The sequence below is a fragment of the Pseudomonas sp. P4_C4 genome, assembly GCF_056402055.1.
On record NZ_JBFUID010000079.1, the window covers coordinates 1 to 23,924 of the forward strand.

Genomic DNA, 23,924 nt, shown 5'->3' on the forward strand with positions numbered 1-23,924 from the left:
TTTTAAGATCAAAAGATCGCAGCCTTCGGCAGCTCCTACGGGGACCGGGTTTATCTCAGGGCCGCGATTGCGTCTACCGACTCACGAATCAGCGCCGGGCCTTTGTAGATGAAGCCCGAGTAGATCTGCACCAGGCTCGCGCCTGCGGTGATTTTTTCTGCGGCGTGCTTGCCTTCGGTAATGCCGCCGGCAGCGATGATCGGCAGCCGACCACCCAGTTCCGATGCCAGCACTGTCACGGTGTGGGTGCTCTTGTCGCGAACCGGTGCGCCGGACAAACCACCGCCTTCGTCACCATGCTCCAAGCCTTCGACGCCTACGCGGCTCAGGGTGGTGTTAGTCGCAATCACGGCATCCATTCCGGTTTCGATCAGCGCTTGCGCAACCTGTGCGGTTTCTTCGTCGCTCATGTCCGGCGCGATCTTGATCGCCAGCGGTACATGTTTGCCATGACGCAATGCCAGTTCCGCGCGGCGCTCGGCCAGATCGGCCAGCAACTGCTTGAGCGAGTCGCCGAATTGCAGGCTGCGCAGGCCCGGCGTGTTCGGCGAACTGACGTTGACCGTCACATAGCTGGCGTGGGCGTAAACCTTGTCCAGGCAGATCAGGTAGTCGTCCACGGCACGCTCGACCGGCGTATCGAAGTTCTTGCCAATGTTGATGCCCAGCACGCCCTTGTACTTGGCCGCTGCCACGCGAGCCAGCAAGTGATCGACGCCGAGGTTGTTGAAACCCATGCGATTGATGATCGCCTCGGCTTCCGGCAAACGGAACAGGCGTGGCTTCGGGTTGCCCGGCTGCGGACGCGGCGTGATGGTGCCGATTTCGACAAAACCGAAACCCAGTTGGGCGAAACCATCGATGGCCGCACCGTTCTTGTCCAGACCGGCGGCCAGTCCCACCGGATTCGGGAAGTCCAGGCCCATGACATTCACCGGCATCTTCGCCGGGGCCTTGCACAGCAAGCCGTTGAGCCCAAGACGCCCGCCCGCGCCGATCAGGTCCAGGGACAGATCGTGGGAGGTTTCCGGGGAGAGTTTGAACAACAGCTGACGGGCCAGGGTGTACATGGGCGGATTTGACTCGATTGGCGGCGAATTGAGGCGGCGATTATAGCCGGGCAACGGGGTGGCAAGCGAGGCGCGTAATCAAATCAACAGATAATGGCATATGCCTTGCACCACTCTGGGCACCAGCACCCATGCCAACGACCGAATGTGTGCAAAGACAATGGCGTCGTCCCCGGCCTGCTCACGCAAGAACTCGGGACGACGTTTTTTTTGCAAGGTGAACACGCGATGAACGAAACGTCAGCCGACCCTCTGGCCTGGGTCAATGGCAGCGATGCCCCGGAAAAAACCGAAATCAATCTCGGCTTCATGGCCCTGAGCGACTGCGCCTCGGTGGTGGTCGCCGCCACCCAGGGCTTCGCCCAACCCCACGGCTTGACCCTGAACCTCAAGCGTCAGTCGTCCTGGGCCAACCTGCGGGACAAACTGGTCAGCGGTGAACTCGATGCCGCCCACAGCCTCTACGGTCTGATTTATGCCGTACACCTGGGCATCGGTGGCGTGGCCGCGACCGACATGGCTGTGTTGATGGGCCTGAATCAGAACGGCCAGAGCATCAACCTGTCCCGCGGCTTGCAGGCGCTTGGAGTGACCAGTCCTGAAGCACTGGATCGGCACGTGCACCAAACTCGCTCAAAACTCACCTTCGCCCAGACGTTTCCAACCGGCACCCACGCCATGTGGTTGTATTACTGGCTCGCCAGCCAGGGCATTCACCCATTGCAGGATGTCGACAGCGTGGTGGTGCCGCCACCGCAAATGGTCGCGCACCTGCGAGCCGGGCGTATCGACGGGTTCTGCGTCGGCGAACCCTGGTCCGCCAGCGCCGTGCAACAGGACCTCGGCTTCACCCTGGCCACGACCCAGACCCTCTGGCCCGATCATCCGGAAAAAGTCCTCGGCTGCACCCGCGCGTTCGTCGAGCAATACCCCAATACTGCCCGGGCGTTGGTGATGGCGGTTCTGGAGGCCAGCCGTTTCATCGAAGAAAGCACCGAGAATCGCCGCAGTACCGCACAATTGCTCAGTGCCGATCAGTACCTTGACGCGCCACTGGACTGTATCGAACCGCGCCTGCTGGGCGAATACGCCGACGGCCTTGGCCATCGCTGGCAAGACCCGCACGCACTGCGCTTGCACGGGGATGGCGAGGTCAACCTGCCGTACCTGTCCGACGGCATGTGGTTCATGACCCAGTTCCGCCGCTGGGGCTTGTTGCGCGATGACCCGGACTATCTCGCTGTGGCCCGGCAGGTCCAGCAACTGGACCTCTACCGTGAGGCCGCCAGTGCCGTCGGCGTCGCCTCACCAGCTGAGGAAATGCGCAGCAGCCAGTTGATCGACGGCAAGATCTGGGACGGCTCGGACCCGGCCGGTTATGCCCGCAGTTTCAAACTGCACGCCATGAGCGACAGCTCCCATCGATCCGCCAGCCGCTGACAGGAGACCACGAACATGCTGCGTATCCTGCTGATCAACGACACCGCCAAGAAAGTCGGACGCCTGAAGGCTGCCTTGACCGAAGCCGGATTTGAAGTGATCGATGAATCCGGCCTGACCATCGACCTGCCCGAACGCGTCGAAACGGTGCGTCCGGATGTGATTCTGATCGATACCGAGTCACCGGGTCGCGATGTCATGGAACAAGTGGTGCTGGTGACTCGCGACCAGCCACGACCGATAGTGATGTTCACCGACGAACACGACCCCGGTGTGATGCGACAGGCGATCAAGTCCGGAGTCAGTGCCTACATCGTCGAAGGCATTCACGCACAACGCCTGCAGCCGATTCTCGATGTGGCCATGGCACGCTTCGAAAGCGATCAGGCCTTGCGTGCCCAGTTGCAAGCCCGCGACCAGCAACTGGCCGAGCGCAAGCGCATCGAACTGGCCAAGGGGCTGCTGATGAAAATGAAGGACTGCAACGAGGAAGAGGCCTACACGCTGATGCGCCGCCAGGCGATGAGCCGACAGCAGAAGCTGATTCAAGTGGCGGAGCAGATTATTGCCATGAGCGAATTATTGGGTTGAACAACAAAAGATCGTCCGAAGGCTCGGGCCGCGTTCGGACGATCTTTTTTGCTTTACGCACATTTCCGATATGGCACAGATCTGGCTAGGTAATCACCACAGGTAACCAACGGCGGTTGCCCCACCTACGACAAAGACGTCGCGCACCTCATTTGCCCCTGGCGAATCGGGTGGCGGCGTTTTTTCGTTTTGGCCCCACAGCACGGGGCCGGTGGTGCGGCCGTATCGGCGCCCCACCTGCAAGCTCATGACTCCTTTCGAGACTCTTCACAGCTGAGGTGCGCAATGAATTCAAGCTTCTGGAAATCCGGCCATACACCCACATTGTTCGCAGCCTTCCTCTATTTCGACCTGAGTTTCATGGTCTGGTACCTGCTCGGTCCTTTGGCGGTACAGATCGCTGCCGACCTGCACCTGACGACGCAGCAACGGGGACTGGTGGTTGCCACGCCGATTCTGGCCGGGGCTGTATTGCGCTTTGCGATGGGCCTGCTGGCTGATCGCCTGTCGCCAAAAACCGCCGGGATAATCGGCCAGGTGATCGTCATCTGCGCCCTGTTCGTCGCCTGGAAAGTCGGCATTCACAGTTACGAGCAAGCGCTGTTGCTGGGCCTGTTCCTCGGCATGGCCGGTGCGTCCTTCGCCGTCGCCCTGCCGCTGGCCTCGCAATGGTATCCGCCCCAGCACCAAGGCAAAGCCATGGGCATCGCCGGTGCCGGCAACTCGGGCACTGTGCTCGCCGCACTGATTGCCCCGGTACTGGCCGCCATGTTTGGCTGGAGCAACGTGTTCGGCTTCGCCCTGATCCCGCTGATCCTGACCTTGATCGTCTTCGCCTGGCTGGCCAAAAATGCACCCGAGCGCCCGAAAGCCAAGTCTGTGTCTGACTATTTCAAGGCCCTGGGTGACCGCGACAGCTGGTGGTTCATGTTTTTCTACAGCGTGACCTTCGGTGGTTTTATCGGTCTGGCCAGTGCCCTGCCCGGCTACTTCAACGACCAATACGGCCTGAGCCCGGTGACCGCCGGCTACTACACTGCTGCATGTGTGTTCGGTGGCAGCCTGATGCGTCCTCTGGGCGGCGCGCTGGCGGATCGCTTTGGCGGGATTCGTACCTTGCTGGCGATGTACACCGTGGCGGCGATCTGCATTGCGACAGTGGGTTTCAATCTGCCGAGTTCCTATGCCGCACTGGCGCTTTTCGTCTGCACCATGCTCGGTCTGGGCGCAGGCAATGGCGCGGTATTCCAGTTGGTGCCCCAGCGTTTTCGCCGGGAAATCGGCGTGATGACCGGCCTGATCGGCATGGCCGGCGGCATCGGTGGCTTCGCACTGGCCGCCGGCATGGGCGCGATCAAACAAAGCACCGGCAGCTATCAACTGGCCTTGTGGTTGTTCGCAAGCCTCGGTGTACTTGCCTGGTTCGGTCTGCACGGTGTGAAACGTCGCTGGAGAACCACTTGGGGTTCGGCCGCCGTCACCGCAGCACGGGTGTGAGGACTGAATGAGCCTGCAACTGAGCTTCGCCGAACACAGCGCCATCGGCCCCCGCGAGGAGAACCAGGACGCTCTGCGCCTGGTCACTCCGGCCCCGGCGCTGGCAGCGAGCAAGGGTTACCTGTTCGCCATCGCCGACGGCGTCAGCCAATGCGCCGATGGCGGTCTCGCGGCCCGTTCGACCTTGCAGGCCCTGGCGCTGGACTACTACGCCACCCCGGAAACCTGGGGCGTCGCCCAGGCACTGGACCGTCTGTTACTGGCGCAAAATCGCTGGTTGCAGGCGAACGGTGGCGGGCAACCGCTGCTGACCACTGTCAGTGCCTTGGTGATGCGTGGCCGGCGTTTCACCCTGGCGCATGTCGGCGATTGCCGGGTTTATCGCTGGCACGCCGACACGCTGCAACGGGTGAGTGAGGATCACGTCTGGGACCAGCCGGGCATGCAGCATGTGCTCAAACGGGCCTTGGGACTGGATCAACACCTGGTGCTGGACTTTCTCGATGGCGAACTACGGCTGAATGAGAGTTTCGTGCTGCTCAGCGACGGCATCTGGGCCGTGCTGGGCGACACCGCCATTGCGGGCATTTTGCGCGATCAACCTGACCTGAACAGTGCCGCGCAGACCCTGGTCAGCGCTGCGCATCTGGCCGGCAGCCAGGACAACGCCAGCGCCCTGCTGGTGCGGGTCGATGCCCTCGGTGAAACCAGCATTGGCGATGCACTGATTCATCTGCAGCAATGGCCACTCCCGCCCGCGCTGAAGCCAGGCCAGCCTTTCGAAGGCTGGCAGGTCGAAGGGATCCTCGGCCAGAGCCAGCAATCGCTGCTCTACCGGGTGCGCGATGCACAACAACAGCCCTGGCTGCTGAAAACCTTGCCCAGTGCGCTACGTGACGATCACCAGGCCGGGCAGGCGTTGTTGTCGGAGGAATGGTTTCTCAAGCGTGTGGCCGGGCGGCATTTTCCTGAAGTCCATGCCGCCAGTCAGCGTCAGCATTTGTACTACGTGATGCGGGAATATTCCGGGTCGACCTTGGCTGAGCTGCATGAGCATGTCGCAACGCTGCCATTGGCTCAATGGCTGGACCTGGCCGAACGCCTGCTGCGAGCTATCGGCATCTTGCATCGACGGCAAATTCTGCATCGCGATATCAAACCGGAGAACCTGCTGCTAGGGGACGACGGCGAGTTGCGCCTGCTGGATTTCGGCCTCGCCTATTGTCCCGGGCTGTCCGAAGATCAAGCTTGCGCCCTGCCCGGAACGCCCAGCTATATCGCGCCGGAAGCCTTTCGAGGTGACCCTCCTACACCACAACAGGATTTGTATGCAGTCGGCGTGACCTTGTATTACCTGCTGACCGGGCATTATCCCTACGGCGAAATCGAAGCGTTCCAACGCCCTCGGTTTGGTGTGCCTGTCAGCGCCAGTCGCTACCGGCCCGACCTGCCGGAATGGATCGCGCAAAGCCTGGAGCGCGCAGTGGCGGCGGCTCCGGATCAGCGCTTTGAAACAGCGGAAGAATGGTTGTTGCTACTGGAACAGGGAGAACGACGCAGTTTGAGCGTGCGCCCCAGACCGTTGCTGGAGCGCGAACCGCTGAAAGTCTGGCGGACGTTGGCGCTGGTGTCGTTGCTGGTGAATCTGGTGCTGCTGTTTTTGCTGTTTCATGGTTGAGCTGTTTATTGACCCCAAAAGATCAAAAGATCGCAGCCTGCACCAGCTCTTACGGGTGGCCCACGATCCCCTGTAGGAGCTGGCGCAGCCTGCGATCTTTTGATCTTTCTGCTTCAAAACCGGGCATAGCGCATTGAACCGGTGCACGCAAACACCCTCCTTCCACGGTGAGAGCCCATAAATTCGGCATTTGGGCAACTTGGCACAACCGCTGCATTACCTTTTCCAACATACATAAAGCCCAGCCTTCAACGTAGAAAGCTGCGCTGCCCGAGAGAACGGGACAAGGACAAAGGCGTCCTCGCTAGTTAACTGGCGAGACGCCTTTTTTTGTTTGCGCAAAATTTTGTCGAGCAAGGCCTGAATGCCCTGATGAGGCAGGCCCGAGCTCCCCGGAGAACCTGATGAAAAAACTAAAACTGGTGATGATCGGCAACGGCATGGCCGGGGTTCGCACCCTGGAAGAACTGCTCAAGCTGAGTAATGAGCTGTACGACATCACGGTCTTCGGCGCCGAACCCCATACCAACTACAACCGCATCCTGCTGTCGCCCGTACTGGCCGGCGAACAGACCTTCGAAGAGATCGTGCTCAACGACCTGGACTGGTACCTGGAAAACAACATCAAGCTGCTGCTCAACCGCAAGGTGGTGGAGATCGACCGGGTCAAGCGCCGGGTCATTGCCGAAGACGGCAGCGAAGCCGAATACGATCGCCTGCTCATCGCCACCGGCTCAACGCCTTTCATCCTGCCCATTCCCGGCAACACCCTTGAGGGCGTGATCGGCTACCGCGACATCGCCGACACCCAGGCCATGATCGACACCGCGAAAACCCACCGCCACGCCGTAGTGATCGGTGGCGGCCTGCTCGGTCTGGAGGCTGCCAACGGCCTGATGCTGCGGGGCATGCACGTGACCGTGGTGCATATCGGTGAGTGGTTGCTGGAGCGGCAGCTGGACAAGACCAGCGGCCAACTGCTGCAAACCGCCCTGGAGTCTCGCGGCCTGCATTTCCGTCTGTGCGAGCAGACCCAGGCCCTGCACGACGCGGGCAATGGCCGGGTCGGTTCGGTGCAATTCAAGAACGGCGACATCATCCCCGCTGACTTGGTAGTGATGGCCGCCGGCATTCGCCCCAATACCGAACTGGCGGAGAAATCCGGCATTCCGTGCAGCCGCGGGATTCTGGTCAACGACACCCTGCAAACCTACGACCCACGGATCTATGCCATCGGCGAGTGTGCCAGCCACCGCGGCATCGCCTATGGTTTGGTGGCGCCGCTGTTCGAACAGGCCAAAGTCTGCGCCAACCACCTGGCCCAACTGGGTTTTGCCACCTACAAGGGTTCGGTGACCTCGACCAAATTGAAGGTTACCGGTATCGACCTGTTCTCCGCCGGCGACTTCATGGGCGGTGAAGGCACCGAGACCATCACCCTCTCGGACCCGATTGGCGGCGTCTACAAGAAACTGGTGATCAAGGATGACGTGCTGGTCGGCGCCTGTCTGTACGGCGATACGGCGGATGGCGGCTGGTATTTCCGGCAGATCCGCGAGAATCACGCCATCGACGAGATCCGCGATCACTTGATGTTCGGTGAAAATGCACTGGGCGACGTAGGACATCAGGGCCAGGACAAAGCCATGAGCATGGCCGACACGGCCGAAGTCTGCGGCTGCAACGGTGTGTGCAAAGGCACCATCGTCAAGGCCATTCAGGAACATGGGCTATTCAGTGTCGACGACGTCAAGAAACACACCAAGGCTGCCAGCTCCTGCGGTTCCTGCGCCGGCCTCGTCGAACAGATCCTGATCAACACCGTGGGCGGCGCCGCGGACGTCAAACCAAAAAGCGAAAAGGCCATCTGCGGCTGCAGCGACCTCAATCACGGGCAAATCCGCCAGGCCATCCGCGAGCAGCACCTGCTGACCATCGCCGGCACCATGAGCTACCTGAACTGGCGCACACCCAACGGCTGCGCCACCTGCCGGCCGGCGCTCAACTACTACCTGATTTCCACCTGGCCAGGGGAAGCCAGGGACGACCCGCAATCGCGCCTGATCAACGAAAGGGCTCACGCCAACATTCAGAAAGACGGCACTTACTCTGTAGTCCCGAGGATGTGGGGCGGTGTGACCAATCCTTCGGAACTGCGGCGCATTGCCGATGTTGCCGACAAGTACAACGTGCCGATGGTCAAAGTCACCGGTGGTCAGCGCATCGACTTGCTAGGCATCCGCAAGCAAGACCTGCCGGGGGTATGGAAAGACCTGGACATGCCGTCCGGCCACGCCTACGGCAAATCCATCCGCACGGTGAAAACCTGCGTCGGCAGCGAGTTCTGCCGCTTTGGCACCCAGAACTCAACACAGTTGGGTATCGAACTGGAACATGACCTGTTCAACATGTGGTCACCGCACAAGGTGAAACTGGCTGTCTCCGGTTGCCCGCGCAACTGCTCGGAAGCCGGCATCAAGGATGTGGGAATTATCGGCGTGGACTCCGGCTGGGAGATGTACATCGGTGGCAACGGCGGGATCAAGACCGAAGTCGCGGAATTCTTCGTCAAACTGAAAACCGCTGAAGAAGTCCGCGAATACAACGGTGCGTTCCTGCAGCTCTATCGCGAAGAAGCCTTCTACCTCGAACGCACCGTGCACTACCTGCAACGGGTCGGCATGGAACACATCAAGAAAGCCGTGCTGGAAGATCCGGAGCGTCGCAAAGCGCTCAACGATCGCCTGCAATTCTCCCTGTCGTTCGAACAGGACCCGTGGAAGGAGCGCCTGGAACAGCCCCTGCTGAAAAAAGAATTCGACGTCATCCCCGTGAAAAACCTGGAGGTGCTGGCATGAACTGGCTGGATATCTGCGCACTGGAAGAGATCAATGCCCTGGGCTCGCGGATCATCGCCGGGCCAAAGGGAGACATCGCAATTTTTCGTACCAGCGACGACGAAGTGTTCGCCCTCGACGACCGCTGCCCGCACAAGGGCGGCCCGTTGTCCCAAGGTCTGGTCTACGGCAAGCGGGTGGCCTGCCCGTTGCACAACTGGCAAATCGACCTGGAAAGCGGCGAAGCCCTGGCCCCGGACATCGGCTGTGCCCATCACCATCTCGCCCGGGTGGAAAATGGCCGGGTGATGCTGGCCCTGCGGGATGCAGGCTGATGGACCGCCAGATCACTGCGTCCACCTGCTGTTACTGCGGAGTCGGTTGCGGGGTGCTGATCGAACATGACGGTTCACGCATCCTCGGCGTCAGCGGCGATCCGGCGCACCCGGCCAATTTCGGCAAACTGTGCAGCAAGGGCTCGACCCTGCACCTGACCGGCGACGAGACCGCGCGGGCGCTGTACCCCGAACTGCGCCTCGGCAAAGGCCTGGCCCGCCACCGCACCGACTGGGATACCGCCCTCGATCACGCCGCCAGCGTTTTTGCCGCGACCATTGCCGAACATGGCCCGGACAGCGTGGCGTTTTACATTTCCGGGCAACTGTTGACCGAGGACTACTACGCCTTCAACAAGCTGGCACGTGCCCTGGTGGGTACCAACAACATCGACAGCAATTCGCGGCTGTGCATGTCCTCGGCGGTGGTCGGCTACAAGCGCAGCCTGGGTGCCGACGCGCCGCCCTGCAGCTACGAAGACCTGGAATTGAGCGATTGCGTAATGATCGTGGGCAGCAACATGGCCTACGCCCATCCGGTGCTGTTCCGTCGGCTGGAAGAGGCCAAAGTCCGCCGGCCGCAGATGAAGGTCATCGTCATTGACCCACGTCGTACAGACACCTGCGATCTGGCTGATCTGCACCTGCCGATCTTGCCGGGCACCGATGTCGCTTTATTCCATGGGATTTTGCATTTGCTGCTGTGGGAAGACTGGATCGATCGTGACTTCATCAAGGACCATACCGAAGGCTTGCCCGAGCTGAAGAAACTGGTGCGCGATTACACACCGCAGATGGTGTCGCAGCTGTGCGGAATCAGCGTTGAGCAACTGCAGCAATGCACTGAATGGGTCGGTACTTCACCGTCTTTCCTGTCGTTGTGGTGCATGGGGTTGAACCAGTCCACCGCTGGCAGCGCGAAAAACAGTGCACTGATCAATCTGCACCTGGCCACCGGGCAAATTGGTCGCCCGGGTGCAGGACCTTTCTCGTTGACCGGTCAGCCGAATGCCATGGGTGGGCGGGAAACCGGTAGTCTGTCTAACCTGCTGCCGGGTCATCGTGACGCAGCCAACCCTGAGCACCGTGCCGATGTGGCCGCTTACTGGGGCGTTGATCAACTGCCTGAAAACCCGGGGCTGACTGCCATCGAGTTGTTTGAGCAGGTGGGCAACGGAAAGATCAAAGCCTTGTGGATCGCCTGCACCAACCCCGCGCAATCTCTACCCGATCAGACTGCCGTGCGCGCGGCACTGCAAGCCTGCCCATTCGTGGTCTTGCAGGAGGCCTTTCGCACCACTGAAACCGCCAGGTTTGCCGACCTGTTGTTGCCCGCCGCCAGTTGGGGCGAAAAGGACGGTACGGTGACCAACTCCGAACGGCGTATTTCCCACGTCCGCCGCGCGATCGCCGCACCAGGTGAAGCGCGTCCGGACTGGGCGATCACGGTGGATTTCGCACAGCGCCTGGAGAAACATCTGCGTCCGGAAGCGACCAGCCTGTTTGCCTTTGAAACCCCGGCACAGGTCTTCGACGAATACAAACAGCTGACGCGTGGCCGGGATCTGGATTTGTCCGGGATCAGCCACGGGTTGATCGACAAAATCGGCCCGCAACAATGGCCCTTTCCTACGGGGTCCAGCGCAGGCACCGCCCGCCTCTATCTCGACGGCATTTTCCCGACTTCCAGCGGACGCGCGCAGTTCGTGGCCGATCCCTATCGCGCCGCCAAGGAACAACGTGAGGCGCGTTTCCCGCTAACGCTGATCACCGGTCGTCTGCGCGATCAATGGCACGGCATGAGCCGCACCGGCACCGCAGCGCAGTTGTTCGGTCATGTCAGTGAAGCCGTATTGAGCCTGCACCCGGATGAGCTGCGCCGGCATCGCCTGCAAACCGGCGATTTGATCAGCCTGAAAAGCCGCCGCGGCGCGGTGATCTTGCCGGTCGCCAGTGACGATAGCGTGCGTCCGGGCCAAGCCTTCTTGCCGATGCATTTTGGTGACCGTTTCCTCAAGGGGGGCGTGAACAGCCTCACCCTGCCCGCCTTCGACCCGTTGTCGAAACAACCGGAACTCAAACACAGCGGCGTGCGCCTGGAACCGGTGCATTTACCTTGGCACCTTTTTGCGCTGATAGAGGGCGATGTCCAACAACACTTTGAGACTCTGCGCCCCCTCTGCGAGGCGTTTTCCTACGTCAGCCTCAGTTTGACCGGTCGTGAGCGCCCTGCGCTGCTTATACGCGCTGCCAGCGCCACGGCGCCAGATCCGCAACTGCTGCGCGATATCGATCAATGCCTGGGGCTAAACGATGGACCGGTCCTGGCCTACGACGATCCACGACGCTCCATCGGTAAGCGGGTGCGGATCGAGAACGGCCGGATCACAGCGATCCGCTTGGCGGGTGAAACCCTCGCCCGGCACTGGCTGCAAAACCTCTGGCTCGAAGGTCGCTCCGATGAACAACTACGGCGCTGGCTGCTCGCGCCACTGAGTGCCCCACCGGGCCAGGTTGACGCCGAAGCGATCGGCAACAAAACCCTGTGCAACTGCAAAAACGTCAGCCAAAACGCGGTCTGCGCTGGCATCCGCCGCGGCCTGGACTTGCCGGGTTTGAAACAAGAATTGGGTTGCGGCACGCAATGCGGCTCCTGCGTCCCGGAAATCAAGCGTTTGCTGGCCGCCACCGCGCAGCCGCAAGCCGCCATCTCGTGAGGAAAACACTATGAGCGCAAAAGTCTGGCTGGTGGGTGCAGGTCCCGGTGATCCTGAATTACTGACCCTCAAAGCTGTTCGGGCGTTGAGAGAAGCGGATGTAGTGCTGATCGACGATCTGGTCAACGACGTGGTGCTGGAGCACTGTCCCGGCGCGCGGATAATTCCGGTGGGCAAGCGCGGCGGCTGTCGTTCAACGCCGCAAGCCTTTATCCATCGCCTGATGTTGCGTTATGCCCGTCAGGGCAAATGCGTGGTGCGCCTCAAGGGTGGCGACCCGTGCATCTTCGGGCGTGGCGGTGAAGAAGCGCAGTGGTTGCGTGAGCGTGGTGTCGAGGTTGAACTGGTCAATGGCATCACCGCCGGCCTGGCGGGCGCGACGCAATGCGATATTCCATTGACCCTGCGCGGCGTGGCACGAGGGGTGACTCTGGTGACCGCCCACACTCAGGATGACAGCAGCCTGAACTGGCAAGCGCTGGCCCAAGGCGGCACGACACTGGTGATCTACATGGGGGTGGCGAAGCTCAGCGAGATCCGTGAGCAACTGCTGGCCGGGGCAATGGCGGCAGATACGCCGGTGGCAATGATTGAAAATGCATCGTTGCCGCATCAACGGGAATGTCGAAGCAGCCTGACGGCAATGGAGGAAGATGCCTGTGCTTTCGAGTTGAAAAGCCCGGCAATCCTGGTGATTGGCGCAGTCGCAGCCAACGCCATCTCCTCCTGTGGGAGCGAGCCTGCTCGCGAAGAGGTTCTGTCCGTCGACATCAATGTTGGATATCAACGCGCCTGACGCGTCCCTCCTCACTAAATCGCAGACAAAGAAAAGCCCGGCCTAAGCCGGGCTTTTCTCAGAGCTGCGAGCTAATTACTTAGCGTGAGCTTCAACCTGCGCTTCTACGCGACGGTTAACAGCGCGACCAGCTTCAGTTTTGTTGTCAGCAACCGGGCGGGATTCGCCGTAGCCAACGGACTGAATGCGGGACGACTCAACACCGTACTGGTTGGTCAGAACTTGCTTAACGGCGTTTGCACGACGCTCGGACAGTTTCTGGTTGTAAGCGTCAGGACCGACGTTGTCGGTGTGACCTTCAACAGTAGTGGTGGTGGACGGGTACTGCTTCATGAAGTCAGCCAGGTTCTTGATGTCGCCGTAGCTGTTTGGCTTGACTGCCGACTTGTTGAAGTCGAACTTCACGTCCAGCTCTACACGAACGACTTCAGCAACAGCTGGGCAGCCATCAGCGTCAACAGTAACGTTGGCTGGGGTGTCCGGGCACTTGTCAACGTTGTCGCAAACGCCATCGTTGTCGCTGTCGGAGCAGACTTCTGGAGCTGGAACCGGAGCAGCAGCAGGCTTGTTGCCGCCACCGAAGTTCACGCCCAGACCTACGGACGGGATGTAGTCCCAACGGCCGTTGTCCAGCTTGTAGTCAGCTTCTACGCCAGCACGAGCGTAAACGTTTTCAACGAAGTAGTACTTAACGCCAGCACCAGCAGTCAGGAAAGTCGACTGGTCACGACCGGTGTGGCCGTCAGCGGCTACGTTGGTCATGCTGCCGTGCTTGACACCACCTTGAACGTAAGGACGCAGAGCGTCGCCAGCGTTGTTGAAGTGGTATTGAGCGTTCAGACCAAACTGGTCGCCTTCGATTTTCTGGTTGCCGGTGTTGTTGTTCGAACGGGTGTAGTCATCGTTGTTGTAGGTGAAGTTCAACGATACGTCGTCGGTCAAGAAGTAACCGATGGAGGCGCCAGGAGTGTAGCCGTCTTCAACGTTGTTAACGCTGTCGTTGTACTTCTTCCCGTAGTTGAGCTCGCCTTCAACTGCGCCTTGGCCTTGTGCCAGTGCGCCGAACGAAGTAGCGGCAATAAGAGTACCAATGGCCAAGCCCAAGGTGTTTTTCAGTTTCATCCGTTAAATCCCCATCTGGTGATTGTGAAGCAGTCCCGCAAACCGGGGGACAACTCGGCGGCAAGTCTAACAGAACTTGCCTACACGTAAGAGATATTTGCGCTGAACTAAGTTTCAGCAATGCCTGCAAATTTCTCACGCAATTTATCTAGAGCGCGCTTGTACCGCATTTTTGTTGCACTCAAACCCATGTGCATGATGTCTGCGATCTCCTGAAACTCCAGCTCTGCGACAAATCGTAGCACCAGAATTTCGCGGTCAATCGGGTTCACATACACCAACCAGCGATCGAGTCCACCCTTTTCCTCAGGTTTCGGCGCCTTTTCTTCGGACGCTTCCTCAAGGGGGTCAAGACTCAATGCGTCCATCAAGCGACGCTTTCGCCGTTCCTTTCGATATTGTGTGATGCACTCGTTGTACGTGATGCTATATAGCCACGTCTTGAACTTCGATTTACCTTCGAAGTTCTTCAGGCCATACAGCACCTTCAACATGACCTCCTGACAGACATCGTCTGCGTCGCGATCGTTCCCGAGATATCGTGCACACACGTTAAATAATGTTCGTTGGTAACGCCGCATCAGCTCTTCATAGGCGCGTGTTACGTGAAACAGTTCGCTATGCGAGCGCGCGACCAACTCCTCATCAGAGAGCTCGCGGGGGTCGTAGCGCATGGATAACGATTGGGTTTTATTCAAAACAAGTCGGGCCGACAGTCAGGTCAATGTCCGCCGCAGCCAGCATCAGCAGGCATTTTGCGGCGGCATACATTAGCAGGGTTTGCCGGGTTAGTGGCTACTCACATGCTGCTCAAGGAGGATCCGATTGGAAAGAGAGACTAGCTCACCCTCATCGGTCAGCAATGTGGTTTTAACCGTGCCGATCTCTTCGATCTGGCCTTCGACCTCGCCAACACGTACTTGTTGCCCAACCTGGTACAGCTCGCGCACGTAGATTCCCGCAAGAATCTGGCCGGCAATTTCCCGGCTTCCCAACCCCATGGCCAGCGCTACCGCCAGACCAACGGTTATCAACACAATCACGATCACATGGTTCAGCAGGTCAGTCTTGACCTCCAGCTGGCTGATCGCAACCGAAATACTGATGATGATCACCAGGCCCTGGGCAATTCGACCAAGCCCTGAAGCATAGTCCAGGCCCACGCCTTCTGCCGCTCCACGCACCAGCCCGTTGGCCAGTTGCGCCAGCAAAACACCTACCAGTAACACCAGCGCCGCGCCGAAAACCTTCGGCAGATACAACGCTAGCATATCCAGCGTAGCTGAAACCCGCTCAAGCCCAAGTGATTCTGCGGCAGAAACCAGAAAAATAAGCAGAATGAACCAATAGACGATCTTGCCGATCAGGGTCGAGATAGGAACTTGCAGTCCAGCGCGGGACAGCAGCTTGGTCAGGCCAGTGCCGCCCATCAAGCGGTCAAGGCCCAGTTTGGCGAGCAACTTGGAGAGCAGGGTGTCCAGCAGTTTGGCCACGACAAAACCCAACAGCAGCACAACCAGTGCGCCGAACAGGTTCGGAATGAAGTTCGCAACCTTGGTCCACAACGCAGTCATTGCAGTGACGAGGCTCTGAGTCCAGAGATCAAGTTCCATATTCAATCAGCCTTATCAGCAGTGCGAGCAGCAGGTTTACGAAGACGGGATACCGGCGCGACATGGGCCGATCCGTTATTCAGGGCGATCATCAGTGCGGGCAACCAGCGCCCCAGCAGACTGAACAAATCACCGGCGCCAACCTGGCGGTTGGCGGTTTTCAGCACACGCCCCAGGCACGCATCGTCATCCCGCGTGGACGGTGAGGCCTTGAGCATGTCGCGTAAAGACTGTTCAAACGGATCGTGCATACGCACCTCTCGTGATGTCTGTGGGAGACGCGGTCAGTTTTGCTCGGGTCACATGGTTTCCCTCAGACCCAGCACAAACGTCGGAATAACCACCACTGCCCCAGCGCCACCGAGACCATCATCAGGCAGGCGATCAGAAAGCCATAAGGGCTGGCAGAGAATGGAATGCCACCGACGTTGATCCCCAAAAGCCCGGTCAGAAAACTCATTGGCAAAAAGATCCCGGTGATGACGCCAAAGCGATACATCGTGCGATTCATGCGCACGCTCAACCGACGGTCTTCAGCTTCCAGGACCAGCCCCACCCGCTCCCGGGTCAATTCCAGCTCTTCGAGGTAGCGGGTCAGGCTGTTGTTCAATTCGTTCCAGTAATCACCATCGTCCTCGACGAACCAGGGCAACTTGATCCGCGTCAATTGCCCGAAAATATCCCGCTGCGGAGCGAGAAAACGCTTCAACGCGGCGGCCCGGCGACGGATCTGCAATACAGCACCGTGCTCCGGCGCATACCGTTCGTCGGAATCTAGCTTTTCTTCTTCCTCATCGACCACCTCCGAGAGGTCACTGACCAGATCCTGCACCTTGTTGGTGAGGTACTGCGCCATGTACAGGATGAGTTCGGAGGCTGTTTTCGGCCCTTTGCCGTCGGCCAGTTGCACCAACAGTTCTTCAGTGGCGCGCAACGGACGCAAACGCAGGGAAATGACGCGCTGTGCAGAGCCGAAGATCCGCACCGACACCATGTCTTCAGGCTCGGCACCGGGGTTCAGATTGACCCCGCGCAAAAATAGCAGCAGTTCGCTGTCTGAAAGCTGTAAAAGTCGCGGACGGGTGTTTTCTTCGAGTAACAGGTCACAGCTGAATTCGCTTAGACCGCTGGATTTGCGCAACCAGGTCCGGGTTTGCGGATGACTGCGATCCCAATGCAGCCACAGGCTTTCATGGGCCTGCAGCTGCAAGTCATCGAGTTCAGTCCGGGCAATCGAACGCGCGCCGCCTCTACCGTCCAGCACCAGGGCATGCACCAGCCCCCATTGCGCGTTTTCTTCCTCGAACATCCGCACTCCTTTGGTTGGCTCGACGTTTTATTCAGGCATCTTCAGCGGGCTTGGCGAGACGATCACGCCATTGTTGTCCGCATAAATGTATTCGCCTGGAYGGAACGTCACACCGGCAAACGTCACCACAACGTTGAGATCGCCGAGCCCGCGCCTGTCGGATTTCCTCGGGTGGCTGGCGAGGGCCTGAACGCCCAAATCGGTCTGCGCGACGATATCGACGTCGCGGATGCAACCGTAGATTACCAGCCCTTCCCAACCGTTTTTCGCGGCTTTCTCGGCCAGCATGTCACCCAGCAACGCATGACGCAGGGAACCGCCACCGTCTACCACCAGCACTTTGCCATTCCCCTTGAGCTCGACCTGCTCCTTGACCCGCGAGTTGTCTTCGAAGCACTTGATGGTCACGATTTCGCCACCGAAGGAATCACGGCCGCCGAAATTGCTGAACATCGGTTCCAGCACCTGCACCAGTTCCGGATAGGCGTCGCACAGGTCAGGCGTGAGGTAATGGATCATCGAGAAACTCCTGTAAAGAGGAAGACAGCACGAACATCAGTGATGACTCAGCCACGGAAAGTGACCGGAACAGCTCAATGCGTCATATCTTAGCCGCAAGCCGATCAGAGCGAAATGCCCTTGTTAGAGCGTCAGGCTCAAACCGCCGCGGCCAAATCCCGTTGATCTCCCAACAACGGTGCCTGCTGATCCGCCAGCCAGCGGGTCACCAACGGCCAGACTTCGGCCTGGGCGGGTTTGCTGACGAGCATTTCAACATGGCCGAAATTGTCGGCGAAACCTTGGTCTCGACCCAGGTTGATAAATTGCTTGTGCTCCGAACCGAATTGCTCGAACAGTTTGCGGCACGCCCACGCAGGATCCTGATGATCACCCGCTGCGCTCACGGCGAGCACCGGCAACTTGACCTCGGCCAAACCCGCCCACCAGTTTTTCTCGGCATCGCCAAAACGCCCGAACAGGCCAAACCAACGCATGCTTTCCAGGGCCAGGCCGATCGGCTCGTCCTCCGGGCCGCGCTTGAGCCTTGAACCGGACAACTGGGCGAAACGCTTGAGAATGAAGCGGCCGCCCCACTCCACCGGTGGAATCTTCAAGGGCCAGTAAGTGCGGCTGACCTGGGTGCCAAAAAACGCCGCCGAGGCCACGACCGACTCACCGATGTACTCGCCACCCAGCGCCGCCGCCAGGGTAATACCGCCCAGTGAGTGACCGATCCAGTGCGGGGCCTGCCCGCTCTGCTCGCGCACGAACGCGCCGATGGCCGGCAGATCATAGCGAGCGTAGTCGGCGACTCGGTTCTTGCGGTAGTCGTGGTTACGTTGGGACAGGCCGTGACCGCGCATTTCCGGAATCCACACGTCGAACCCCAATCGAGCCAGATAAGCGCCCAACCCCAGGCCCTTGGGAGAAAACCAGAACCGGCGATTGGAAAAGCTGCCGTGCAGCAGGATCACCGGCACGCCACGGGAGGACGATTCATCGGCCATGCCAAGACGCGTCACAGCCAGTTCGACGGTGAAGTCGGGGCTGTTACCGGGTTTCAAACGATAGACATCTTCGCTCAAATCGCCGCGCCGTTCGGCGCTGATCAGAGCGACAGGAAATAGGTTGCTGCTGCTTTGCATAATCTCTTGCACAAAAAAGGGCGGCATCCAGATGGAGCCCGCCCTGCTTGAATCTCAAAAAGACCGCTCCCTGACGCTACGTCGTCCCCTGTAGGAGCGAGCTTGCTCGCGAAAAACTTCAGGACACCGCGTTTATCCAGATTAAACGCGTTATCGATTGCGTCCATCGCGAGCAAGCTCGCTCCTACAAGGTATGAGAGCGGGCCGTTCACACGCTATCAGGCCGAAGCTTGACCTTCTGCCAGGAAGAACCAGGTTTCCAGTACGGAGTCCGGGTTCAACGAAACGCTTTCAATGCCCTGTTCCATCAGCCACTTGGCCAGGTCCGGGTGGTCCGAAGGGCCCTGACCGCAGATGCCGATGTACTTGCCGGCCTTGTTGCACGCGGCAATGGCGTTGGCCAGCAACTTCTTGACTGCCGGATTACGCTCATCGAACAGATGCGCAATGATCCCGGAGTCACGGTCCAGGCCCAGGGTCAACTGGGTCAGGTCGTTGGAGCCGATGGAGAAACCGTCGAAGAACTCGAGGAATTCTTCCGCCAGGATGGCGTTGGACGGCAGTTCGCACATCATGATCACGCGCAGGCCGTTTTCGCCACGGGCCAGGCCGTTTTCCGCCAGCAGATCGACCACCTGGCTCGCTTCGCCCAAGGTACGGACGAATGGCACCATGATTTCGACGTTGGTCAGGCCCATCTCGTTGCGCACACGCTTCAGAGCGCGGCACTCGAGCTCGAAGCAGTCGCGGAACGATTCGCTGATGTAACGCGAAGCGCCGCGGAAGCCCAGCATCGGGTTCTCTTCTTCCGGCTCGTAGAGTTTGCCGCCGATCAGGTTGGCGTATTCGTTGGACTTGAAGTCCGACAGGCGCACGATGACTTTCTTCGGCCAGAACGCAGCTGCCAGGGTGCTGATGCCTTCGACCAGTTTTTCGACGTAGAAGCCGACCGGGTCGTTGTAGCCGGCAATGCGCTTGTCGACGCTTTCCTTGATGTCCAGCGGCAGGCCGTCGTAGTTCAGCAGTGCTTTAGGGTGCACGCCGATCATGCGGTTGATGATGAACTCCAGGCGGGCCAGACCCACACCGGCGTTCGGCAGCTGCGCGAAGTCGAAGGCGCGGTCCGGGTTGCCGACGTTCATCATGATCTTGAACGGCAGCTCCGGCATGGCGTCCACGGAGTTCTTCTTGATGTCGAAGCCCAGTTCGCCTTCGAAGATGAAACCGGTGTCGCCTTCAGCACAGGAAACGGTCACGCCCTGGCCGTCTTTCAACAGCTGGGTAGCGTTGCCGCAACCCACTACTGCCGGGATACCCAGCTCACGGGCGATGATCGCCGCGTGGCAAGTACGGCCGCCACGGTTGGTGACGATGGCGCTGGCGCGTTTCATGACCGGCTCCCAGTCCGGGTCGGTCATGTCGGAAACCAGTACGTCGCCTGGCTGGACCTTGTCCATTTCGGACACGTCCTTGATGATGCGGACCTTGCCGGCGCCGATGCGCTGGCCGATGGCGCGGCCTTCCACCAGCACGGTGCCGGTCTCTTTCAACAGGTAACGTTCCATGACGTTGGCCTGGGTGCGGCTCTTCACGGTTTCCGGACGGGCCTGCACGATGTACAGCTTGCCGTCGTCACCGTCCTTGGCCCACTCGATGTCCATCGGGCACTTGTAGTGCTTCTCGATGATCATCGCCTGCTTGGCCAACTCGCTGACTTCGGCGTCGGTCAGGCAGAAGCGGGCGCGATCGGCCTTGTCCACGTCGACGGTCTTCACCGAACGACCGGCCTTGGCCTCGTCGCCGTAGATCATCTTGATGGCCTTGCTGCCCAGGTTGCGGCGCAGGATGGCCGGACGACCAGCCGCCAGCGTGCCCTTGTGGACGTAGAACTCATCCGGGTTCACCGCGCCTTGTACGACGGTTTCACCCAGGCCGTAGGCGCCGGTGATGAACACCACGTCACGGAAGCCCGATTCGGTATCGAGGGTGAACATCACGCCGGCGGTGCCGGTTTCGGAACGGACCATGCGCTGCACGCCAGCGGACAGGGCAACCAGCTTGTGGTCGAAGCCTTGGTGCACGCGATAGGAAATGGCGCGGTCGTTGAACAGCGAAGCGAACACCTCTTTGGCGGCGCGGATGACGTTTTCCACACCACGGATGTTCAGGAAGGTTTCCTGCTGGCCGGCGAAGGAAGCGTCCGGCAAGTCTTCGGCGGTGGCGGAAGAACGCACGGCCACGGCCATGTCAGGGTTGCCGGCGGACAGCGTAGCGAACGCGGTACGAATTTCGGCATTCAGTTTTTCAGGGAATTCGGCTTCCATGATCCACTGGCGGATCTGGGCACCGGTTTTGGCCAGGGCATTCACGTCATCGACGTCCAGGGCATCGAGGGCGTCGTGAATCTGCTGGTTCAGGCCGCTCAGCTCCAGAAAATCACGATAAGCCTGAGCGGTCGTGGCGAAGCCACCGGGCACCGATACACCGGCGCCTGCCAGATTGCTGATCATCTCGCCGAGGGATGCGTTCTTGCCCCCCACATGCTCTACATCATGGACGCCGAGCTTATCGAGGGAAACTACGTACTCTACCAAGGTGATCTCTCCACTAACTGTGTTGGAAAAGCTCAGAAACCGGCTGCTTGAATGAGCATTTACCGGCTATATGGCCTGGACCTGGAAAATAAGTGAGAATGCGGGCCATTGGCGGCCGGCAAATCGCGCCTATCATATCCAAGATTCGTCACTAGCTTAAGGCCCAAGGTGCAAATGAAACGATCTGCTTTCTTTATCTCCGATGGTACCGGCATTACCGCCGAAGCCCTCGGCCAAAGCCTTCTGGCGCAGTTCGAAAACATTACCTTCAGCAAAGTCACGCGTCCGTACATCGACAACGTGGACAAAGCGCGGGCCATGGTACAACAAATCAACAAAGCCGCCGAAACAGACGGCTTCCGTCCGATTATCTTCGACACCATCGTCAATCAGGACATTCGTGAGATTCTCGCAACCTCGAATGGTTTCATGATCGACATTTTCTCGACGTTCCTGGCACCGCTTGAACAGGAACTGACCGAGCATTCTTCCTACACCGTGGGCAAATCCCATTCCATCGGCTCGAACACCAATTATATGGAACGCATCGAGGCGGTGAACTTCGCCCTCGACAACGACGACGGCGCCCGCACGCACTATTACGACAAGGCCGACCTGATACTAGTGGGCGTGTCGCGATGTGGTAAGACGCCGACGTGCCTGTACATGGCCATGCAATTCGGTATCCGCGCAGCCAACTACCCGCTGACCGAAGACGACATGGAACGCCTGCAACTGCCAAACGCCCTGCGCGCCCACCAGCACAAGCTGTTCGGCCTGACCATCGACCCAGACCGCCTCACCGCGATCCGCAACGAGCGCAAGCCCAACAGCCGCTATTCGAGCTACGCCCAGTGCGAGTTCGAAGTGCGCGAGGTCGAGAACCTGTTCCGCCGCGCAAACATCCCGCACATCAACTCCACGCATTTTTCGGTGGAAGAAATATCTGCGAAAATTCTGGTGGAGAAAGGTGTGGAGCGGCGGTTCAAGTAAACCTTTATTGCCTGTTCCGGCCTCATCGCGAGCCGGCTCACTCCTACAGGGGATCTGCGGTGAACACAAATCAACTGTAGGAGCGAGCCGGCTCCGGGCGGCGTTCCGACGATTGAACGATAACGCGGTCTTTCAGGTAACAAACAAATCCACGAACCGGTTCACCGCTGTCGCCTCAAGTTTCTGCTGATCCTTGCAAAGCGCAAAAATCTCTTCGCTGCGCTGAGCGGTGAATCGTGTCAGCAAGTTCGCCCTGAATTTCTCCTCCAGCAACGGGATACCTTCAACCCGGCGCCGACGATGCCCGATCGGGTATTCCACCACCACATTCTCAGTGTTCGAACCATCCTTGAAGAACACCTGCACCGCATTGGCAATCGAGCGTTTATCCGCCTCCAGGTATTCACGGGTGTAACGCGGCTCTTCGACGATGACCATTTTCTCGCGAAGCACATCGATGATTGGATGCGCCTTGTGGAAATCGTCCTCGTAGTGCTCCGCCACCAGATTGCCGAAGGCCAGCGGCACGGCGGTCATGTACTGGATGCAGTGATCGCGGTCGGCGGCGTTTGCCAATGGACCGACTTTGGAAATGATGCGAATCGCCGATTCATGGGTGGTGATGACGATCCTGTCGATTTCGTGCAGGCGATTACGCACTTGCGGATGCAAGGTCACCGCCGCTTCGCAGGCCGTTTGCGCATGGAACTCGGCGGGAAAACTGATCTTGAACAGCACGTGTTCCATCACATAACTGCCGTACGGCCGCGAGAAACTGAACCCGCGCCTGTCTTCTGGCTTGAGTGCCAGATCGCTATTGGTGTGGCTGAACAGTACGTCGTAAAAACCCCACTGCTTGGCACTCAATACGCCGGGGATGCCCATCTCGCCGCGCATCGCAATGTCCGCCAGGCGCACGCCACGACTGGACGCATCGCCCGCCGCCCAGGACTTGCGCGAGCCGGCATTCGGCGCATGCCGGTACGTGCGCAAGGCCTGACCGTCGGCAAAGGCGTGGGACAACGCCGACAACAACTGTTCGCGATTGGCGCCCATCAGCTTGGCCGCAACCGCGGTCGAGGCGACTTTCACCAGAATCACGTGATCGAGGCCGACGCGGTTGAACGAATTCTCAAGGGCGATCACGCCTTGAATCTCGTGGGCCATGATCATCGATTCAAGCACCGTGCGAACGGTCAGCGGCGCCTCGCCATTGGCCAGGCGCTTTTGCGACAGGTGGTCGGCCACCGCGAGAATACCGCCGAGGTTATCCGACGGATGTCCCCACTCGGCGGCGAGCCAGGTGTCGTTGTAGTCGAGCCAGCGCACGATGCAGCCGATGTCCCACGCCGCCTTCACCGGATCGAGCCGGTAACTGGTGCCCGGCACGCGGGCGCCGAACGGCACGACGGTGCCTTCGACCACAGGCCCCAGGTGCTTGGTGCACTCCGGGAAACGCAGGGCCAGCAAGCCGCAACCCAAGGTATCGATCAGGCAGTTACGCGCGGTATCCAGCGCCTCTTCAGACTCGATCTTGAAGTTGAGAATGTAATCGGCAATGTCCTGCAGGACCTTGTCGTAGTCCGGACGGTTGTTCAGGTCGACGTTGGCACTCATGTTCGATTCACTCTATGAAGTGGGTCGTTGATGGGACCTCGGTTCAGGGCAATGTAGGAGCTGCCGCAG

General features: G+C 59.6%; 19 protein-coding genes. 9 read left to right on the plus strand and 10 right to left on the minus strand.

The features are described 5' to 3' along the window. Positions 1–50: 50 nt before the first annotated feature. Positions 51–1,070 carry a quinone-dependent dihydroorotate dehydrogenase gene (locus AC1DXW_RS27815; RefSeq protein ID WP_477752612.1) on the minus strand — a complete coding sequence of 340 codons (1,020 nt, stop codon included), beginning with the start codon at positions 1,068–1,070 and terminating at the stop codon, positions 51–53. A gap of 228 nt (positions 1,071–1,298) precedes the next feature. Between AC1DXW_RS27815 and AC1DXW_RS27820 the strand changes: the two genes are divergently transcribed. The 8 genes from AC1DXW_RS27820 to cobA all read left to right on the plus strand — a co-directional run bounded on the left by AC1DXW_RS27820 (position 1,299) and on the right by cobA (position 12,961). Continuing rightward, positions 1,299–2,510, plus strand: a complete 1,212-nt coding sequence (locus AC1DXW_RS27820; protein WP_477752611.1) for a CmpA/NrtA family ABC transporter substrate-binding protein — start codon at positions 1,299–1,301, stop codon at positions 2,508–2,510. Positions 2,511–2,525: 15 nt separating this feature from the next. Beyond that, entirely contained in the window at positions 2,526–3,101 is a 576-nt protein-coding gene (locus AC1DXW_RS27825; RefSeq protein WP_108218906.1) for an ANTAR domain-containing response regulator, read from the plus strand. A 285-nt stretch (positions 3,102–3,386) separates the two neighbouring features. Continuing rightward, positions 3,387–4,598: a nitrate/nitrite transporter gene (locus AC1DXW_RS27830; protein ID WP_477752610.1), complete on the plus strand. Its 1,212-nt coding sequence runs from the start codon at positions 3,387–3,389 to the stop codon at positions 4,596–4,598. A gap of 7 nt (positions 4,599–4,605) precedes the next feature. Beyond that, on the plus strand, positions 4,606–6,276 hold the full coding sequence (locus AC1DXW_RS27835) for a bifunctional protein-serine/threonine kinase/phosphatase (protein ID WP_477752609.1): 1,671 nt from the start codon (positions 4,606–4,608) through the stop codon (positions 6,274–6,276). Between the two features lie 404 nt (positions 6,277–6,680). Then, positions 6,681–9,134: a nitrite reductase large subunit NirB gene (gene nirB, locus AC1DXW_RS27840; protein ID WP_477752608.1), complete on the plus strand. Its 2,454-nt coding sequence runs from the start codon at positions 6,681–6,683 to the stop codon at positions 9,132–9,134. Beyond that, entirely contained in the window at positions 9,131–9,448 is a 318-nt protein-coding gene (gene nirD, locus AC1DXW_RS27845; RefSeq protein ID WP_046042889.1) for a nitrite reductase small subunit NirD, read from the plus strand. The genes nirB and nirD overlap by 4 nt, the downstream gene beginning before the upstream one ends. Beyond that, a complete protein-coding gene (locus tag AC1DXW_RS27850) occupies positions 9,448–12,165 on the plus strand; it encodes a nitrate reductase (RefSeq protein ID WP_477752607.1) in 2,718 nt (905 codons plus the stop codon). The genes nirD and AC1DXW_RS27850 overlap by 1 nt, the downstream gene beginning before the upstream one ends. Before the next feature lie 10 nt (positions 12,166–12,175). After that, positions 12,176–12,961, plus strand: coding sequence for a uroporphyrinogen-III C-methyltransferase (gene cobA / locus AC1DXW_RS27855; RefSeq protein WP_477752606.1), 786 nt, complete (start codon positions 12,176–12,178; stop codon positions 12,959–12,961). Between the two features lie 75 nt (positions 12,962–13,036). On the opposite strand, the gene AC1DXW_RS27860 is transcribed toward cobA, so the two are convergent. From AC1DXW_RS27860 to ppsA, 8 genes are all read right to left on the minus strand, one after another. Further along, complete coding sequence (locus AC1DXW_RS27860; RefSeq protein WP_477752605.1) at positions 13,037–14,083, minus strand: OmpA family protein; 1,047 nt, start codon at positions 14,081–14,083, stop codon at positions 13,037–13,039. A 107-nt stretch (positions 14,084–14,190) separates the two neighbouring features. After that, complete coding sequence (gene sigX / locus AC1DXW_RS27865; protein ID WP_477752604.1) at positions 14,191–14,781, minus strand: RNA polymerase sigma factor SigX; 591 nt, start codon at positions 14,779–14,781, stop codon at positions 14,191–14,193. Between the two features lie 90 nt (positions 14,782–14,871). After that, the gene (locus AC1DXW_RS27870; protein WP_223544160.1) at positions 14,872–15,696 is read right to left on the minus strand and encodes a mechanosensitive ion channel family protein; all 825 of its coding nucleotides are present in this window, start codon (positions 15,694–15,696) and stop codon (positions 14,872–14,874) included. Positions 15,697–15,698: 2 nt separating this feature from the next. After that, positions 15,699–15,947: a hypothetical protein gene (locus AC1DXW_RS27875; RefSeq protein WP_007996720.1), complete on the minus strand. Its 249-nt coding sequence runs from the start codon at positions 15,945–15,947 to the stop codon at positions 15,699–15,701. A 62-nt stretch (positions 15,948–16,009) separates the two neighbouring features. Further along, positions 16,010–17,005 (minus strand): zinc transporter ZntB, encoded by a 996-nt coding sequence (locus AC1DXW_RS27880; protein WP_477752602.1) that lies wholly within the window; start codon positions 17,003–17,005, stop codon positions 16,010–16,012. 27 nt (positions 17,006–17,032) lie between these two features. Beyond that, complete coding sequence (rraA, locus tag AC1DXW_RS27885) at positions 17,033–17,521, minus strand: ribonuclease E activity regulator RraA (RefSeq protein WP_477760728.1); 489 nt, start codon at positions 17,519–17,521, stop codon at positions 17,033–17,035. Positions 17,522–17,661: 140 nt separating this feature from the next. Beyond that, positions 17,662–18,651: an alpha/beta fold hydrolase gene (locus AC1DXW_RS27890; RefSeq protein ID WP_477752601.1), complete on the minus strand. Its 990-nt coding sequence runs from the start codon at positions 18,649–18,651 to the stop codon at positions 17,662–17,664. A gap of 218 nt (positions 18,652–18,869) precedes the next feature. After that, the gene (gene ppsA / locus AC1DXW_RS27895; RefSeq protein ID WP_477752600.1) at positions 18,870–21,245 is read right to left on the minus strand and encodes a phosphoenolpyruvate synthase; all 2,376 of its coding nucleotides are present in this window, start codon (positions 21,243–21,245) and stop codon (positions 18,870–18,872) included. Between the two features lie 174 nt (positions 21,246–21,419). On the opposite strand from ppsA, the gene ppsR reads away from it, so the two are divergent. Next, complete coding sequence (gene ppsR, locus AC1DXW_RS27900) at positions 21,420–22,238, plus strand: posphoenolpyruvate synthetase regulatory kinase/phosphorylase PpsR (RefSeq protein ID WP_477752599.1); 819 nt, start codon at positions 21,420–21,422, stop codon at positions 22,236–22,238. Between the two features lie 132 nt (positions 22,239–22,370). On the opposite strand, the gene prpD is transcribed toward ppsR, so the two are convergent. Further along, complete coding sequence (gene prpD, locus AC1DXW_RS27905) at positions 22,371–23,855, minus strand: 2-methylcitrate dehydratase (RefSeq protein ID WP_477752598.1); 1,485 nt, start codon at positions 23,853–23,855, stop codon at positions 22,371–22,373. Positions 23,856–23,924 lie beyond the last annotated feature (69 nt).

Excerpts from the sequence above, each read along its gene's own strand:
- AC1DXW_RS27815 (WP_477752612.1), bottom strand. The coding sequence starts at position 1,070 with ATGTACACCCTGGCCCGTCAGCTGTTGTTCAAACTCTCCCCGGAAACC.
- AC1DXW_RS27820 (WP_477752611.1), top strand. The coding sequence starts at position 1,299 with ATGAACGAAACGTCAGCCGACCCTCTGGCCTGGGTCAATGGCAGCGAT.
- ppsR (WP_477752599.1), top strand. The coding sequence starts at position 21,420 with ATGAAACGATCTGCTTTCTTTATCTCCGATGGTACCGGCATTACCGCC.
- nirD (WP_046042889.1), top strand. The coding sequence starts at position 9,131 with ATGAACTGGCTGGATATCTGCGCACTGGAAGAGATCAATGCCCTGGGC.
- AC1DXW_RS27830 (WP_477752610.1), top strand. The coding sequence starts at position 3,387 with ATGAATTCAAGCTTCTGGAAATCCGGCCATACACCCACATTGTTCGCA.
- AC1DXW_RS27890 (WP_477752601.1), bottom strand. The coding sequence starts at position 18,651 with ATGCAAAGCAGCAGCAACCTATTTCCTGTCGCTCTGATCAGCGCCGAA.
- AC1DXW_RS27825 (WP_108218906.1), top strand. The coding sequence starts at position 2,526 with ATGCTGCGTATCCTGCTGATCAACGACACCGCCAAGAAAGTCGGACGC.
- AC1DXW_RS27875 (WP_007996720.1), bottom strand. The coding sequence starts at position 15,947 with ATGCACGATCCGTTTGAACAGTCTTTACGCGACATGCTCAAGGCCTCA.
- AC1DXW_RS27870 (WP_223544160.1), bottom strand. The coding sequence starts at position 15,696 with ATGGAACTTGATCTCTGGACTCAGAGCCTCGTCACTGCAATGACTGCG.
- AC1DXW_RS27835 (WP_477752609.1), top strand. The coding sequence starts at position 4,606 with ATGAGCCTGCAACTGAGCTTCGCCGAACACAGCGCCATCGGCCCCCGC.
- AC1DXW_RS27880 (WP_477752602.1), bottom strand. The coding sequence starts at position 17,005 with ATGTTCGAGGAAGAAAACGCGCAATGGGGGCTGGTGCATGCCCTGGTG.
- nirB (WP_477752608.1), top strand. The coding sequence starts at position 6,681 with ATGAAAAAACTAAAACTGGTGATGATCGGCAACGGCATGGCCGGGGTT.
- AC1DXW_RS27860 (WP_477752605.1), bottom strand. The coding sequence starts at position 14,083 with ATGAAACTGAAAAACACCTTGGGCTTGGCCATTGGTACTCTTATTGCC.
- cobA (WP_477752606.1), top strand. The coding sequence starts at position 12,176 with ATGAGCGCAAAAGTCTGGCTGGTGGGTGCAGGTCCCGGTGATCCTGAA.
- AC1DXW_RS27850 (WP_477752607.1), top strand. The coding sequence starts at position 9,448 with ATGGACCGCCAGATCACTGCGTCCACCTGCTGTTACTGCGGAGTCGGT.
- prpD (WP_477752598.1), bottom strand. The coding sequence starts at position 23,855 with ATGAGTGCCAACGTCGACCTGAACAACCGTCCGGACTACGACAAGGTC.